Source organism: Mycobacterium branderi (assembly GCF_010728725.1).
In the GTDB taxonomy this organism is placed as follows: Bacteria; Actinomycetota; Actinomycetes; order Mycobacteriales; family Mycobacteriaceae; genus Mycobacterium; species Mycobacterium branderi.
In genome coordinates this window covers 4,064,409-4,080,147 of the sequence record NZ_AP022606.1, presented here as the reverse complement: position 1 = coordinate 4,080,147, position 15,739 = coordinate 4,064,409, and the positions used below count along the sequence as shown (strand labels likewise).

At 68.3% G+C, this 15,739-nt stretch carries 15 protein-coding genes and 1 pseudogene; 6 read left to right on the top strand and 10 right to left on the bottom strand.

The window, feature by feature from the left end:
• Positions 1–47 precede the first annotated feature (47 nt).
• The 7 genes from G6N47_RS19715 to G6N47_RS19685 all read right to left on the bottom strand — a co-directional run bounded on the left by G6N47_RS19715 (position 48) and on the right by G6N47_RS19685 (position 7,895).
• The gene (locus tag G6N47_RS19715) at positions 48–920 is read right to left on the bottom strand and encodes a 3-methyladenine DNA glycosylase (RefSeq protein ID WP_372517524.1); all 873 of its coding nucleotides are present in this window, start codon (positions 918–920) and stop codon (positions 48–50) included.
• Complete coding sequence (locus tag G6N47_RS19710) at positions 913–1,974, bottom strand: hemolysin family protein (protein ID WP_083132118.1); 1,062 nt, start codon at positions 1,972–1,974, stop codon at positions 913–915. Before G6N47_RS19710 ends, G6N47_RS19715 begins: the two co-directional genes overlap by 8 nt.
• Complete coding sequence (locus G6N47_RS19705; RefSeq protein WP_083132117.1) at positions 1,974–3,311, bottom strand: hemolysin family protein; 1,338 nt, start codon at positions 3,309–3,311, stop codon at positions 1,974–1,976. The genes G6N47_RS19710 and G6N47_RS19705 overlap by 1 nt, the downstream gene beginning before the upstream one ends.
• Before the next feature lie 173 nt (positions 3,312–3,484).
• Complete coding sequence (locus G6N47_RS19700; RefSeq protein ID WP_083132116.1) at positions 3,485–4,921, bottom strand: GuaB1 family IMP dehydrogenase-related protein; 1,437 nt, start codon at positions 4,919–4,921, stop codon at positions 3,485–3,487.
• A 15-nt stretch (positions 4,922–4,936) separates the two neighbouring features.
• Positions 4,937–6,385 (bottom strand): NADP-dependent phosphogluconate dehydrogenase, encoded by a 1,449-nt coding sequence (gene gndA, locus G6N47_RS19695; RefSeq protein ID WP_083132115.1) that lies wholly within the window; start codon positions 6,383–6,385, stop codon positions 4,937–4,939.
• A 128-nt stretch (positions 6,386–6,513) separates the two neighbouring features.
• Positions 6,514–7,464, bottom strand: a complete 951-nt coding sequence (locus G6N47_RS19690; RefSeq protein ID WP_083132114.1) for a M56 family metallopeptidase — start codon at positions 7,462–7,464, stop codon at positions 6,514–6,516.
• A gap of 14 nt (positions 7,465–7,478) precedes the next feature.
• Positions 7,479–7,895 (bottom strand): BlaI/MecI/CopY family transcriptional regulator, encoded by a 417-nt coding sequence (locus G6N47_RS19685; protein ID WP_083132113.1) that lies wholly within the window; start codon positions 7,893–7,895, stop codon positions 7,479–7,481.
• Positions 7,896–8,133: 238 nt separating this feature from the next.
• Between G6N47_RS19685 and G6N47_RS19680 the strand changes: the two are divergent.
• Both G6N47_RS19680 and G6N47_RS19675 read left to right on the top strand, forming a co-directional pair.
• Positions 8,134–8,894 (top strand): annotated as a pseudogene (locus G6N47_RS19680) (iron reductase).
• Between the two features lie 124 nt (positions 8,895–9,018).
• Positions 9,019–9,441, top strand: a complete 423-nt coding sequence (locus tag G6N47_RS19675; protein ID WP_083132112.1) for a PaaI family thioesterase — start codon at positions 9,019–9,021, stop codon at positions 9,439–9,441.
• On the opposite strand, the gene G6N47_RS19670 is transcribed toward G6N47_RS19675, so the two are convergent.
• Positions 9,438–10,826, bottom strand: a complete 1,389-nt coding sequence (locus tag G6N47_RS19670; RefSeq protein ID WP_083132111.1) for an NAD(P)/FAD-dependent oxidoreductase — start codon at positions 10,824–10,826, stop codon at positions 9,438–9,440. The genes G6N47_RS19675 and G6N47_RS19670 overlap by 4 nt on opposite strands.
• 167 nt (positions 10,827–10,993) lie before the next feature.
• Here G6N47_RS19670 and G6N47_RS19665 point away from each other — a divergent pair, with 167 nt between their 5' ends.
• The gene (locus G6N47_RS19665; RefSeq protein WP_083132110.1) at positions 10,994–11,227 is read left to right on the top strand and encodes a DUF7218 family protein; all 234 of its coding nucleotides are present in this window, start codon (positions 10,994–10,996) and stop codon (positions 11,225–11,227) included.
• Here G6N47_RS19665 and G6N47_RS19660 read toward each other — a convergent pair.
• Complete coding sequence (locus tag G6N47_RS19660; protein ID WP_083132109.1) at positions 11,224–12,129, bottom strand: LLM class F420-dependent oxidoreductase; 906 nt, start codon at positions 12,127–12,129, stop codon at positions 11,224–11,226. The genes G6N47_RS19665 and G6N47_RS19660 overlap by 4 nt on opposite strands.
• 26 nt (positions 12,130–12,155) lie before the next feature.
• Positions 12,156–12,833 (bottom strand): SDR family oxidoreductase, encoded by a 678-nt coding sequence (locus G6N47_RS19655; RefSeq protein WP_083132108.1) that lies wholly within the window; start codon positions 12,831–12,833, stop codon positions 12,156–12,158.
• A 180-nt stretch (positions 12,834–13,013) separates the two neighbouring features.
• Here G6N47_RS19655 and modA point away from each other — a divergent pair, with 180 nt between their 5' ends.
• From modA to G6N47_RS19640, 3 genes are read left to right on the top strand one after another with little or no spacing between them, the layout of a single operon-like run.
• A complete protein-coding gene (gene modA / locus G6N47_RS19650; protein ID WP_083132107.1) occupies positions 13,014–13,808 on the top strand; it encodes a molybdate ABC transporter substrate-binding protein in 795 nt (264 codons plus the stop codon).
• A 9-nt stretch (positions 13,809–13,817) separates the two neighbouring features.
• Positions 13,818–14,612, top strand: a complete 795-nt coding sequence (locus tag G6N47_RS19645; protein ID WP_139799520.1) for an ABC transporter permease — start codon at positions 13,818–13,820, stop codon at positions 14,610–14,612.
• Positions 14,609–15,724 carry a sulfate/molybdate ABC transporter ATP-binding protein gene (locus G6N47_RS19640; RefSeq protein ID WP_083132105.1) on the top strand — a complete coding sequence of 372 codons (1,116 nt, stop codon included), beginning with the start codon at positions 14,609–14,611 and terminating at the stop codon, positions 15,722–15,724. Before G6N47_RS19645 ends, G6N47_RS19640 begins: the two co-directional genes overlap by 4 nt.
• Positions 15,725–15,739 lie beyond the last annotated feature (15 nt).

Below are 15,739 nucleotides of genomic sequence, written 5' to 3'. Positions count from 1 at the left end.
TTCCTCTGCACTCGGCAATTACCTCAGCCTACCGGCCAGTAGCCTGATTACCCGCACCCGGCGGCCCGCAACAGCAGGTCACACCGCGCCGACAACGCCGCCCGCAGGGGAGCGGCGCGCAGCATGATGGCGCGCTGGCAACGCACGTACTCGGCGCGGCCGGCGCTGTGCTCGACGGCGATCGGTGTGTACCCGTAGCTGCGAAGGTCATACGGGCTGGCCCGCATGTCGACTTCACGTGCCGCCGCGGCCAGTTCCAGGCAGTCCAGCAGCAGCTCAGAGTCGATCAACGGGCTCAGCTTGTAACACCATTTATACAAATCCATGTTGGAGTGCAGACACCCGGGCTGCTCCCAGTCCGGCTGGGTGGCACGGGCAGGTGCGCCGGCGTTGCGCGCCGCGGCGTCGGCCGTGAAGAAGCGAAACGCGTCGAAGTGGGTGCAGCGCAACGGTCCGGCGATCTCCGTGTCGACGACGGCGTCGGTGCCCGCGGCGCCCAGCCGCAGCGGCACACGGTCGTGGCGCACGGCGCCGGAGCGGTACACCATCGCCCACTCGTGCAGGCCGAAGCAGTTCAGCCGGGCCGGTCGCTGCGCGGTCGCGCGTTGCAGCCGCGCCACGAACCGAAGTGTATCCAGTCGGCTGCGCAGGAAGCCGTCGCTGACCGTGACCCCGCCAGCGCAGACGCTGTAGCCGCGGCGGCCGCGATACCGGCGGACCGCCCGGTCGCCGGCCAGCACCACGCCATAGCCGGGATGCCAGCACCGCAGCTGGCCGGGCCGCAGGCTGTAGTAGCGGAACAGGAAGTCCCACACCGGATGCGGCTCGCCGGGCCGGTGCGAACGCAGGAAGGTTTCGACGCGTCCGCGATAGGCATCGGCGCGGGCCATCCACTGATCGGGCTCGAGCACCTCAGACACGATGCGTCCCGTCGCGCACAGTACCGACCAGATCCTCGACCAGGTCCTCCAGCGCCACCATCGCGACCACGGCGCCGTCGCCGGTGACCAGCGCCAAATGGCTTTTGCTGCGGCGCATCCGCGACAGCGCCTCCGGCAGCGGCATCGACTCGGGAACCTCCGGCAGCGGCCGCACGATCGCCGGGTCGATCACGGCCTGCGGATCATCGCCCAGCGACAGCACATCCTTGATGTGCAGGTAACCGATGAAACCGCCGTCGACGTCGGTCACCGGAAACCTGGAGTAGCCGGTGTCGGTCAACGCCTGCTCGACCGCCTGGACCGTCGGCCCGCGACCGGGGGCGGCCACCGGCACAGCCCGGATATCCGCGACCGGCAGTGCAACGTCGGCGACTACCCGGTTGCGGATCTGCAGGGCGCGCGTGAGCCGCGTGTGCTCCTCGGGGTCCAGCAGCCCTTCCGACACCGATTCGGCGATCATCTCGGACAGCTCCACGGTCGACACCGTGACGTCGAGCTCATCGCGCAGCGGAACGCCCAGCGCCCGCAGTACCGCGCTGGCGCACCAGTTGTACAACCCGATCAACGGGCGGGCGGCCCGCACATAGACCAGGTAGGCCGGGATCAACAGCATCGCCGCCTTCTCGGGGCCGGCGATCGCGATGTTCTTCGGGACCATCTCGCCGAGCAGCACGTGCAGGGTCACCACGATTGCGAGCGCGATGACGAACGATGCGGTGTGCAGCAGCGCGTCGGAAAGGCCGAGCGGGCCGACCGAGTCGCGCAGAAGGTCGGCGACCGCCGGCTCGCCGATCCGGCCGAGCAGCAGCGACGCCACCGTGATGCCCAGCTGGGCGCCGGCGAACATCAGCGGCAGCCGCTCGCCGGCCCGGATCACGGTGACCGCGCTGGACCTGCCCTGCTCGGCCAATGCTTCGAGCCGGTCGCGGCGCACGGAGATCAGCGAGAACTCGGCGCCGACGAAAAACGCGTTGGCGGCGATCAGCAGGACGGTCGCCGCGATGGCGAGCACGTCGCCGAGGTCGCCCGCCATCAGCGGCCCACCTGGGTCAGCTCGAGCAGGTCGATGCGCCGGCCGTCCATCCGCACCACCTTGGCGCGCCAGCGGGCCGGGCGCTCCGACGGCCACTCCGGCTCGAACGCCGTCAGCTCCACCGCCTCTCCGGCCACCGGGATGTGGCCGAGCTCTTGGAGCACCAGCCCGCCGATCGTGTCGTATTCGCCTTCGGGAGCGCGATAGCCGGTGGCGGCGGCCACCTCGTCGATGCGCAGCAATCCCGATACGCGCCACCCGGTGCCGGCGGCCACCACATGCGGGGTGGCGTCGTCGTGCTCGTCGCGGACGTCGCCGACGATCTCCTCGATCAGGTCCTCGACGGTGAGCATGCCCGCGGTGCCGCCGTACTCGTCGACGACAAGCGCCGTTTGCAGGCCGTTGGCGCGGATCTGGGACATCAGCGCGTCCCCGTCCAGCGTGGACGGCACCACGGCGACCGGCTGCGCGACGGCGGTGAGCAGCGTGCGCGCCCGCTCGGCGGCCGGCACCCCGAAGACCTGCTTGACGTGCACGATGCCGACGGTCTCGTCCAGGTCGCCGTCGATGATCGGGAAGCGGGAAAACCCGGTCTCGGTGGCCGTGGCCACAAGGTCGGCGACGGTGTTGTCTTTTTGCAGCGCAATGATTTTCGACCGCGGCGTCATCAGCTCCTCAGCGGTCAGCGTGCCGAACTGCAGCGACCGGTGCACCAGCGCGGCGGTGACCGGGTCCAGCGCACCGCTGCGCGCCGAGCTGCGAACCAGCGACACCAGTTCGGACGGCGAGCGGGCCGACCGCAGCTCCTGGGCCGGCTCGATGCCCAGCCGGCGCAGGATCCAGTTCGCGGTTCCGTTGGTCAGCCGGATCGCCGGCGTCATGATCAGCGAGAACAGCAACTGCACGCCGGCGACGAAGCGGGCGGTCGGCAGCGGACGGGCGATCGCGATGTATTTGGGCACAAGTTCGCCGAACACCATCGACAACGACGTCACGATGGCCAGGGCGACGAACGCGACGACCCCGTCGGCGATCCGGTGCGGCACGCCCAGCGCATCCATCGCAGGGTGCGGCAACTCGGCCACCAGCGGCTCGGTCAGGTAGCCGGTCACCAGCGTGGTGATGGAGATGCCCAGCTGCGCGCCGGACAGCTGAAACGACAGCGTGCGGTGGGCGCGCTGTACGTAGCGGTCGCGGCGGGCGCCGTCGCGGGCGTTGGCCTCGACCGTGCTGCGCTCCAGCGTGGTCAGCGAGAATTCGGCGGCGACGAACATCGCAGTGCCCGCGGTGAGCACCACGATCGCCAGCATGCTGAGCAGGGTGACGACGAGGTTCATCGGGAGCCGAATCCGCCGGGCCGGGCGCCCGGCCGTCTAGAAACCGGCTCCTCGGATTCCGCACACGGCCGCTCGGCCCGGAAGCCAACGGCCTCGACGGGTGCCTGCGGCACTTGATCCCTTCCCCTCGCTGCGGCTGCGCGTGAAGTTCACATCCTAGCGAAAAGCCTTGCTCACCAGCCGAAGGGCAGCGGATGTCCCTCGGCGAAACCCGCCGCCGACTGCACCCCGACCACCGCCCGCTCGTGCAGTTCGGCCAGCGTCGACGCGCCGACGTAGGTGCAGGTGCTGCGCACCCCGGAGGTGATGTGGTCGATCAGATCCTCGACGCCGCCCCGGTCGGGATCCAGGCCCATCCGCGAGGTGGAGATGCCCTCCTCGAAGAGCGCCTTGCGGGCGCGGTCGAACGCGCTGTCGGCCGCGCTGCGGGCCACCACGGCGCGCTTGGACGCCATCCCGTAGCTCTCCTTGTACGGCTGGTCGTCGCGGTCGCGCATCAGGTCGCCGGGCGACTCGTAGGTGCCGGCGAACCACGATCCGATCATCACGTTGGACGCGCCGGCCGCCAGCGCCAGCGCCACGTCGCGCGGATGGCGCACCCCGCCGTCGGCCCACACGTGACCACCGAGTTGCCTTGCCGCCGAAGCACATTCGAGTACGGCGGAAAACTGCGGACGACCGACGCCGGTCATCATCCGGGTGGTGCACATCGCGCCGGGCCCGACGCCGACCTTGACGATGGCCGCGCCGGCGGACAGCAGATCCCGCGTGCCTTCCGCCGACACCACGTTGCCGGCCACCAGCGGCACACCCAGATCCAGCGACGACACCGCCTTGATCGCGTCGAGCGCCCTGACCTGGTGCCCGTGTGCGGTGTCGACGACAAGCACGTCGACACCGGCCTCGACCAGGCCCTGGGCCTTGGCAGCCACATCGCCGGTGATGCCGACGGCGGCCGCGACCCGCAGTCGGCCCGCGGCATCCACCGCCGGGGTGTAGATCCCCGCCCGGATGGCACCGGTGCGGGTCAGGACGCCGGCCAGGGTGCCGTCCGGCGCAGTCAGCACGGCAACATCGACGGGCGCGTGTTCGAGCAAGTCGAATACCCTTCGCGGCTCGGTGCCCACCGGCGCGCTGACGAAGTCGGTGGTCACGACGTCGCGCACCCGGGTGAAGCGATCCACGCCCGCGCAGGCCGCCTCGGTGACCAGGCCGATCGGTCGGCCCTCGAACACCACCACCGCCGCGCCGTGCGCGCGCTTGTGGATCAACGCCATGGCGTCGGATACCGAATCGTCGGGTGCCAGCATCACGGGGGTGTCGACGACAAGGTCGCGGCTCTTGACGAAGTCCACGGTCTGCTGCACCGCGGGGATCGGAAGGTCTTGCGGCAAAACGACAATCCCGCCGCGGCGGGCCACCGTTTCGGCCATCCGCCGGCCCGCGACCGCGGTCATATTGGCGACCACCACCGGGATCGTGGTGCCCGAGCCGTCGTCGGTGGACAGGTCGACGTCGAACCGCGACGCCACGTCCGACCGGTTCGGGACGATGAAGACGTCGTCGTAGGTCAGGTCATAGCCGGGTCGGTGCCCGTCCAGAAACCTCATCGATATCGATTGTCCTTAAGCCGTGACCTCGCTGCGGTCCCCGCTCCACAGCGTGTGGAACTTACCCGGCGCGTCGATCCGCCCGTAGGTGTGCGCACCGAAGAAGTCACGCTGGGCCTGAGTGAGCGCGGCGGGCAACCGTTCGGTGCGCAGTGCGTCGTAATACGAGAGCGCCGAGGAGAATCCCGGGATCGGGATACCCAGCTGAGTGGCGGTGCACACCACCCGGCGCCAGCTGTCGATCGCCGATTCGACGGCGCTGCGAAAGTACGGCGCGACGATGAGACTCGCCAGATTCGGGTCGGCGTCGAAGGCCTCCTTGATGCGGTTGAGGAACTTCGCCCGGATGATGCAGCCGCCGCGCCAGATGGTCGCCAGGTCGCCGGGGGTGATGTTCCAGCCGTATTCGGCGCTGCCGGCCTGAATCTGGTTGAACCCCTGCGAATATGCGACGATCTTCGAGGCGTACAGCGCCTGCCGGACATCCTCGGTGAAGGTGTCAGGGTCGCTGGGCCGTTCACCGAGGCGGCCGGAGGCCAGCCCGACGGCAGCCTTGCGCTGGTCGACCGACCCGGACAGCGCGCGGGCGAACACCGCCTCGGCGATCCCGGTCACCGGCACGCCGAGATCCAGCGCCGATTTGACGGTCCAGCGGCCGGTGCCCTTCTGCTCGGCCTCGTCGAGGATCACGTCGACGAGCGGCTTGCCGGTCTTGGCGTCGGTCTGGCGCAGCACCTCGGCGGTGATCTCGACCAGGTAGCTGTCCAAGTCGCCGCCGTTCCACTCGGTGAAGACGTCGGCGATCTGCGGCGCGGTCAGGCCCAGCCCGTCGCGCAGCAGCTGGTAGGCCTCGCCGATGAGCTGCATGTCGGAGTACTCGATGCCGTTGTGCACCATCTTGACGAAGTGCCCGGAGCCGTCGGGGCCGATGTGCGTGCAGCACGGCACGCCGTCGACATGCGCGGAGATCTCCTCCAGCAGCGGGCCCAGCGACTTGTAGGACTCGGCCGGGCCGCCGGGCATGATCGACGGCCCGTTCAGCGCGCCCTCTTCGCCGCCGGAGATGCCCGCCCCGACGAAGTGCAATCCGCGGTCGGCCATCGCCTTCTCCCGGCGGATGGTGTCGGTGTAGAGCGCGTTGCCGCCGTCGATGATGATGTCGCCTTCTTCCATGGCGTCGGCGAGCTCGTTGATGACGGCGTCGGTGGCCTCACCCGCCTTGACCATGATCAGCACCCGTCGCGGCTTTTCCAGCGCGGCCAGGAATTCCGGGATGGTTTCGCTGCGCACGAATTTCCCTTCGGCGCCATGCTCTTTCAGCAGAGCGTCGGTCTTGGCGACCGAACGATTGTGCAGCGCCACGGTGTAGCCGTGCCGGGCGAAGTTGCGCGCGATGTTCGAGCCCATCACCGCCAGCCCGGTCACCCCGATTTGCGCGCTACCGTTCGACTGCGACGAGCTCATGTATCCGCCTCTCAGTTTCGGGGCCCGTGTCAAAGCTTTGCACCGAACACTGTGGCACAGGGCTCATTCGCGGCGACCCGCTGCGCCCGGCTTCGCCGCGCTTGCGATCGCCGCTCGCCCGGTCGCCGCTAGCCGATGAACAGCCGTTCCAGTTCCGTGAGCCACGGCACGGCCAGCGCGATCGTCGGCACCACCAGCACGGCGGCCGCCGCCAGGTAGGCACCGATCGACAGCATCAGGCTGTTGCCGCGCCCGGACAGCCGGCGCACCCGCACTACCGTGGTAGGCCCGCCGGCCGCCAGCGCTCCCGACGGTGTGTGCCCGGATGCACAGGCCACCAAGGCGCGGGCCAGGGGAGTGCGGCCGACCACCCGCACCGCGGCGTCGTCGGCAAGCAGCTCGACGAGCAGCTGGACCGAGTTCAGCGCGCTGGTGCTGCGGACAATCCGCGGGAATGCGGCGCGTACCGCGGTGAAGGCTTCCAGCACGAGGTCGTGACGGGCGCGCAGGTGCGCCCGCTCGTGGCTGAGGATGGCCGCGACCTCCGCGTCGGTGAGGCTGGTCAGCGCGCCCTCGCTGAGCACCACGCGGCTGCGTACACCGGGCAGGCAATAGGCGAGGGGTTGCGCCACTTCGAGGATCCGCAGGTCGCGGGGTCGGGCGCCGGTCCGGGTGGGCACCGCGTCGTGGCCGACGCCGAGCAGGTCGACCAGCATCCGGTGGTGCGCCCGGCGCCGCCGGGTGGCAATGGCCACCCGCAGGACGGCAACCGCCAGCCGCGCGCCGACCAGCACGGTGACCGCGAAAACGCCGACATACAGCAGCCATAGAGGCCAGCCGAGCCGCCCGATGTCACCGAGGACGCTGGCGGTGGGGCGCCCGTCGGGCCCGGGCATCAACAGCCGACTAGCGATCGCGATACCGGCGCTGAATGCCGAGAGCACTGCGGCCACGGCGATCGCCTGCCACAACACCATCGCTGCTCGCGGTGCGCGCAACGGCCAGGTCGCTCGTGCCAGAAGGGCCGGCACCGGGCCGACCAGCAGCACCGCGAGGATGGTGAAGGCCAGCGCGGACACGCTGCCAGTCTCCCTCAGCCCTCGGCTTGATCGCCAGCGGTTCGGGTGCTGGGATGGCCGGATTCCAATTCGTCGAGTGCCCGCCGCAGCGCCTCTGCCTCATCGGCGCCGACCCGCTCGACGAAATGCACCAGCGCCGCCTGCCGGCTGCCGGAGTCCGCGGCCTGATCCAGCGCGTCGACCATGAGCCCGGCGACCAGTTCGTCGCGCCCATGCACCGGTGTGTAGCGGTGCGCACGGTCGTCGCGGATTTGGGAGACCAGGTTCTTCTTGGCCAACCGCTGCAAGACGGTCATCACCGTCGTGTAGGCCAGGTCGCGCTGCACAGACAACGCTTCGTGCACCTGGCGAACAGTTTGCGGTTCCGGCGCAGACCAGAGATGGTCCATCACCGCCCGTTCGAGATCCCCCAGACGCGTCAGCTTAGCCATATCCGTTCATCTCCTGAGCAATGAGGCCAGCGTACTCCGGCTTACTACCGACCGTCGTACCGAGCGCTCTGGCGTCCACCCTCAATCCATCGTGACACGATCTATCGGCCTGCGGGAACCGGCCATAACCAACGCTATTGCACACCAGTGTGAAAGTCGTCACAGTCTTCCCCCGGGTTGCTGCCCAACGGTAAGTATGGCTAGCCTAACCAAACTTACTATCGCGGAGGAGGCCCCGTTGCCGGCTCAGGTGGACGACCCGCTGATCGCAGCGATGACCATTCGGCAGATGCTGCCACTGCACCAATCAAGCCAGCGGCTTCGCGAGCTGTATCCGCACAGCCCACGGGTGTACGGCGTCGCGGTGCTCTCCGACGTCTCGCTGCGGCGGTGGTGGCCACTGGCATCGGCCGTCACCACCGACCGGTTACAGGTGATGTTCGACTGTGCCGCCGCCGATATGGATGTGCGCTCCGCCGCCAGGGACCTGGCGGCCACACTGGTCCATACGGTGATCGGGCGTGTCGTTGCGCTGGTGGTCCTGGAGGGCCGGGCCTGGGACACCGGCATCGAGAACCTGTGGGTTCATGTCGACGCCGAGGGCGCGACTGGGCGGCGGTGGTCGACCCCACGCTGCGTGCGCTGCCCGACGACCCGTGCTTCGCCGGCGAGCCGATCGAGGCGATGGTGCGGCTACCGAGTGAGGCCGCGTTGACGACGTGGGTGGCGCACCGCTGCCACCGGACGTTGGCGCCACTGTTTGCCCGCTTGCATACGGTCAGCTTCGGAGCGCTTTCAGTGGCGGCGATGTGGCAGATCGTCGGGTCCACCGTGGTGGCGACCGCGACACAGTTGCCGCAGCTGACCACCCTCGACGAGGGCAGCGCCATGCGACGAGGCCAAGCCGTGCTCGACGCGCTGGTCGGCTTCGGGCTGCCGGTGCGCGGCCCGGCCGGGCGACGACCCCTTGCCAAGTTAGGACAGCCTTGCCTATGCTGAGTTTTATCGAGCTACGCAATGGCCGCGGAGAGTCCTGAGGGCTGCAGCGACCCCCGGTCAACTCGATCGGCGAGCCCCGTGCCTGGTGCGCGGGGCTCGCCCGTGTTGGTGTAGACACAAGGGCGTGCAACCGCTGCCAGGATCCGTCGTGCCGCCCGAATTCGGCGCACCGTTCGACAACCACCTCGGGCTGGTCTTCACCGAGCTCACTGCGGACGGCGCGCGTGCGCAGCTCGAGGTTCAGCCAAAGCTGTTGCAGCCCTTCGGGATTGTGCATGGCGGTGTGTACTGCTCGATGGTCGAGAGCATGGCCAGTGTGGCCGCCTATACCTGGCTGAGCGAGCACGGCGGCGGCGCCGTCGTCGGCGTCAACAACAACACCGACTTCCTGCGCGCCATCAGCAGCGGCATGGTGTACGGCCGGGCCGAACCGGTGCACCGCGGCCGGCTGCAGCAACTCTGGCTCGTCACCGTCACCGGACCCGACGAGCGGCTGGTCGCCCGGGGGCAGGTGCGGCTGCAAAACCTCGAAACGCCGCCGGGTTAGCTGGCCGCTTTGGTCGCCTCGCCCTGATGCGCCTCGGCGGCGAGCACCGCCAGCTGCTCGAGCCGGGTGCGGGCGAACGCCTGCTGTTCGGTGATCGTCAGCTGGCCGCGGCGACCGCTCAAAAATGTCACCATCCACGACAACACCGTGGTGACCTTGTTTTTGAAGCCGATCAGGTAGACCAAGTGCAGCATCAGCCACGCCAGCCAGGCGATCAGGCCGCCGAATTCCAGCGGGCCGATCTTGGCCACCGCCGAGTACCTCGACACGGTGGCCATCGAGCCCTTGTCGAAGTACTGGAACGGCTCGCGCTCGGCCGGATTGGCCCCGGCGAGCTCGGCCTTGATGGTGGTCGCGGCGTACTTGGCGCCCTGGATGGCGCCCTGCGCGACACCCGGCACGCCGTCGACGGCCGCCATGTCACCGACGACGAACACGTTCGGGTGCCCCGGGATCGTCAGGTCGGGCAACACCTTCACCCGCCCGGCACGGTCCAGTTCGACCCCCGATTGCCGGGCCAGATCCCGGCCCAGTGGGCTGGCGGACACTCCGGCCGACCACACCTTGCACGCCGACTCGATCCGCCGAATGGTGCCGTCGGAGTCCTTGACCGTGATGCCGTTGCGGTCGACATCGGTGACCATCGCGCCCAATTGGATTTCGACGCCCATCTTCTGCAGCCGAGCGGCGGCCTTTTTGCCAAGCTTTTCACCCATCGGCGGCAGGACGGCGGGGGCGGCGTCGAGCAGGATCACTCGTGCCTTCGTCGGATCGATGTGCCGGAATGTGCCTTTCAGTGTGTACTCGGCAAGCTCGGCAATTTGACCCGCCATCTCCACACCGGTCGGACCGGCACCGACCACCGTGAAGGTCAGTAGCTTCTTGCGCCGCTCGGGATCGTTGGACCGTTCCGCTTGTTCGAATGCGCTCAGGATGCGACCGCGCAATTCCAGCGCGTCGTCGATCGACTTCATTCCCGGTGCGAATTCGGCGAAATGGTCGTTGCCGAAGTAGGACTGCCCCGCGCCCGCGGCGATGATCAGGCTGTCGTACGGGGTCTCGTACGTGTGGCCGAGCAACTCCGAGACGACGAACTTGCCGGCCAGATCGATGTGGGTGACGTCGCCGAGCAGCACCTGGACGTTGCGCTGTTTGCGCAGGATGACGCGGGTCGGTGGCGCGATGGCGCCTTCTGCGACGATGCCGGTCGCGACCTGGTACAGCATCGGTTGGAACAGGTGATGGGTGGTGCGGGCAATCAACTTGATGTCGACGTCGGCGCGCTTGAGCTTTTTGACCGCGTTCAGCCCGCCGAATCCGGATCCGATGACGACGACACGATGGCGGCGATTAGGTGCAGCAGTGTCTTCGGGTTGGGCACTCATGGTGGGGGTTGCTCCTCGACGGCGACTGCGTTCATTAACACGGTAGTCGCCCGGCTTGGCAGCAATCGACGCCGACGCTGTGTGATCAGCCACACCGGTGGCCCTCGACCGTGACGTGGCTCCCGGCGCCAAAGCGGGTATCCGAAGCACTGTCAAAGGAGGCGGAAATGGCAAAAGATCACGGTCCAAGCGTCAAAAACGACAAACAATACGAGGGCTTGCGCAAGAAAGGAATGAGCAAATCGCGGGCCGCGGCGATTTCGAATTCGCCCGGATCCTCCAGTAGAGGCGGCAAGAGCTCAGGCAGCAGCCAGAGCAGACGCAGCAGCGGATCAGGCAGCGGCGGCAACACGGCTCAGAAAAAGGCCGCCGGCCGTAAGGGCGGCAAGAAGTCGAGTTAAGGCCTTAGCGCTTTGCCGGCCGCCTCAAGAACACCCGGGGTGTAAACCGGAACGTTGATGATCACGCCGTCTACGCCGGCGTCGAGCACTTTTGTCTTGATCTGGTCGGCGACGGATTCGGCACTGCCGACCACCATGTTCTGGCGCATTTGTGGAGGTATCACGTCCGGTGACGCGTTGTCGTCGATCAGCGCTGTCACCAGCATGCTGGTTTCCAGCGTGCCCGGATCGCGGCCGACCTCGTCGCAGCGTTTGGCCAGCGCGTCGAGTTTGCGGGGTAACTCGTCGAAACCGCCGATGATGTTGAGGTGGTCGGCGTAGCGTGCGGCGATCGAAAACGTCTTCTTCTCGCCGCTGCCGCCGATCAGGATCGGGATGCGGTCGCGGAAACGGGGATTGGCGATGGCCGATTCGGTGGTGTACCAGTTGCCGGAGAACGTCGAAGGCTGGCCCTTGATCATCGGGTCCAGGATCTTCAGCGCTTCTTCCAGCCGGTTGAATCGATCGGTGAAAGAACCGAATTCGAAGCCGAGTTGACGATGTTCGAGCTCGAACCAGCCGGTGCCAACGCTGAGAATCGCCCGTCCGGCACTGACCACATCCAAGGTGGTGACGATCTTGGCCAGCAATGTCGGATTCCGGTAGGTGTTGCCAGTTACCAAGGCGCCCAACTGAACTCGTTCGGTGGCTGTCGCCAAGGCGCCCAACGCGGTGTAAGCCTCCAGCATCGGCTGGTCATGGGAGCCGAGCATGGGCAGCTGGTAGAAGTGATCCATCACGAAAACGGCGTCGAATCCAGCGGATTCGGCCTCGCGGGCTTGCGCGATGACGGTGGGGAAGAGCTGTTCGACGCTGGTGCCGTAGCTGAAGTTCGGGATCTGTAGTCCCAGCCGAATAGTCACGCTACGTACCGTAGCGTCAGCGACAGCTACGCGAAATGCGCCAGCGCGCCGTGGCTGACGTGCAGCACCTGGCCGGTGATGTGGCGAGCGGCCGGAGTGGTGAGGAACAACGCCATCCGGGCGACCTCGGCGGCGGCGGATGGCGGTGTGCTACTCAGGCCCTCATAGCCGGCCTGCGCGCTGCGGCCCGCCGCGACGACGTTGACCGTGATGCCGCGGGTGCCGAAGACCGTTGCCTGGCCGGCGACCCAGTTCGCGAGCGCGGCCTTGACTGCGGCGTCGGCGCTGCCGGGGCGCGGGTTTTCCGGCACGACGCTCACGATCGAGCCGCCCGAACGAAGGTGGTCACCGACGGCCTGCACGGTCAGCACCGCCGAAAGCACGGTGGCATCCAGCGCGCTGCGCCACGCCCCCGCCATATCGGCCAGCGTGTAAGCCCGCGGGTCGCCGGCGTCCCAGCGCGGCGCCGGCACGTTGACGATCGTGTCCAGGTGATGCGGGAACAGGCCGCGCACCTCGGTCAGACTTTCGGGGTCGGTGATGTCGCAGACGATGGCGTCGGCGTCGAGTTCCTTGGCCACCACCTCGAGGTCCTCGCGTCGCGCACCGACCAGCGTTACTTTGTGGCCGGCATCGCGAAAGCCTTCGGCAACGACGCGACCCTGTTCGGTGTCGCCCCCGGTGACCAGCACCTCCACCGCCATGACCTCCTCGTGTGAGCGCCGGACCCAGACCTGGGTCTCAGCGCATGATGGCGTCGATCCCCGCCAATGTTACTGGACAGTAGCTACCCGCGGAACTCCGGACGCGCCACCGAAGCGGACAACATTGGATAACGGTTCGACTCCGAGCGCCCGCATCCCCGACCCGCTAGGTTTGACGACATGCGTCGGACCTGGTTGCTTGCCGGCTTTGCGTCGCTGCTCTTGGTCGCGAATTTGGTCGGGTGCAGCTCGAAATCCACGTCGCCGTCCGCGTCAACGTCATCCTCAGCGCCACCGCCCGGGCAGTCCATCCTGGTGTTCGCCGCCGCGTCGCTCAAACCGTCGTTCACCCAGATCGGCGAGCACTTCAAGACCGACAACCCCGGCGCCAGCGTCGATTTCAACTTCGCGGGCTCCTCGGAGCTGGCCACGCAGCTGACCCAGGGCGCCACCGCAGACGTCTTCGCATCGGCGGACACCGCACAAATGGACACCGTGGCCAGCGCCGGGTTGCTCAACGGAACCCCGGTCAACTTCGCGTCGAACACCTTGGTCATCGTCACCGCGCCGGGCAATCCGAAAAAGGTGGAATCGTTCGCCGACCTCACCAAACCCGGGCTGAGCGTGGTGGTGTGCCAGCAACCGGTTCCGTGCGGAGCCGCGGCCCGGCGCATCGAGGACAAGACCGGTGTGCACCTCAGCCCGGTCAGCGAGGAACCGAATGTGACCGACGTCCTGGGCAAGGTGACCACCGGGCAGGCCGACGCCGGGCTGGTCTACATCACCGATGCCGTGAACGCCGGCGACAAGGTCGCCACGGTGAAGTTCCCCGAATCCGCCGACGCGGTCAACGTGTATCCCATCGCCGTGCTCAAGAAAGCGCCCCACCCCGCGCTGGCGCAGAAGTTCGTCGACCTGGTGACCGGCGAAACCGGGCAGAAGATCCTGGACCAGGCCGGATTCGCCAAGCCCTGACGAGCAGCGTTGACCGCGCCATCGGGATTGCCGCGCTGGGTGTATCTCCCGGCCGCCGCGGGGGTGCTGTTCGTCGTGCTGCCGCTGCTGGCGATGGCGGTCAAGGTCGACTGGCCACATTTCTGGTCGCTGATCACCAGCCCGTCGTCGCGCACCGCGCTGCTGCTGAGCATCAAAACCGCTGCCGCCAGCACCGCCCTGTGCGTGCTGCTCGGCGTACCGATGGCGTTGGTGTTGGCACGCAGCCACGCGCGGCTGGTGCGGTGGCTGCGACCGGCGATACTGCTGCCCCTGGTGTTGCCGCCGGTGGTCGGTGGCATCGCCCTGCTGTACGCGTTCGGGCGGCTCGGGCTGATCGGGCGGTACCTGGAGGCGGCAGGCGTCAGCATCGCGTTCACCACCACCGCGGTGGTGCTGGCGCAGACCTTCGTCTCGCTGCCGTTTCTGGTCATCGCGCTGGAGGGCGCGGCCCGCACGGCGGGGGCCGACTACGAGGTGGTGGCGGCGACGCTGGGTGCCCGCCCCGGGACGGTGTGGTGGCGGGTGACGCTCCCGCTGCTGTTGCCCGGCCTGGTTTCGGGTGCGGTGCTGGCGTTCGCCCGTTCGCTGGGGGAGTTCGGTGCGACGCTGACGTTTGCCGGGTCGCGGCAGGGCGTGACGCGGACGCTGCCGCTGGAGATCTATCTGCAGCGGGTCAGTGACGCCGACGCGGCGGTGGCCTTGTCGATTCTGTTGGTGGCGGTCGCGGCGATCGTCGTGCTCGGAGTGGGCAGCCGCCGCCTGACCGGAGTCGGTGCCGGATGACCGAATTGCAGCTTCGGGCCGTCGTCGCGGACCGTCGGCTGGACGTGCAGTTCTCGGTGTCTCCGGGCGAAGTGCTGGCGGTGCTGGGGCCGAATGGGTCTGGCAAGTCGACCACATTGCATGTGATCGCGGGCCTGGTTCGACCCGATGCGGGCCACGTCCGGCTGGGCGATCGCACACTGACCGACACCGCAACGGGGTTGCACGTGGCGACTCACCGACGCCGTGTCGGGCTGCTGCTTCAGGATCCGCTGTTGTTTCCGCACATGAGCGTGGCCGCCAACGTGGCGTTCGGACCGCACAGCCGTCGCCGCCGATGGTGGGCGACGCGCGGCGCGGAGCGGGCGTCGGCGATGCGCTGGTTGCGCGAGGTGGACGCCGGGCAACTGGCTGATCGCCGGCCGCGGCAGCTCTCCGGGGGCCAAGCCCAGCGGGTGGCGATCGCGCGGGCCTTGGCGGCCGAACCCGACGTGCTGCTGCTCGACGAGCCACTGTCCGGTCTGGACGTCGCCGCGGCCGCGGGCATCCGCGCGCTGCTCCGCAAGATCGTGACCCGGGATGCTCGCGCCACCGTCCTGGTGACCCACGATCTGCTCGACGTCGTCACGCTGGCCGATCGCGTGCTGGTGCTCGAGGCGGGCAAGATCGCCGAAATCGGTTCGGTGGCTGAGGTTTTGGCGGCGCCACGCAGTCATTTCGGTGCGCGCATCGCCGGTGTCAACCTGGTCAACGGAACGATGGGCGACGACGGCAGCCTGGCTGACCGCTCGGGGAACCGCTGGCACGGCACGGCGGTCGACGAGCTCGCTGCGGGACAGGACGCCGTCGCGGTATTCACACCGGCGGCGGTGGCCGTGTACCGAGACCCGCCGCACGGCAGCCCGCGCAATACCGTCGAGCAGACGGTCGCCGAGCTGGACACCCGTGGACCCGCCGTCCGCGTGCGCGCCGCGGACCAACCGGATGGCGCACCCGGGCTGGCCGCCGACGTCACGGCCGAGGCCGCGGCCGAACTGCGGCTGACTCCCGGCCAGTCCGTATGGTTTTCGGTCAAGGCTCAAGAGGTGGCGTTGTACACCGCTCCGGCCCACCGCCGCGCCGCGCCTGCATAACAGCTGGCAAACAAA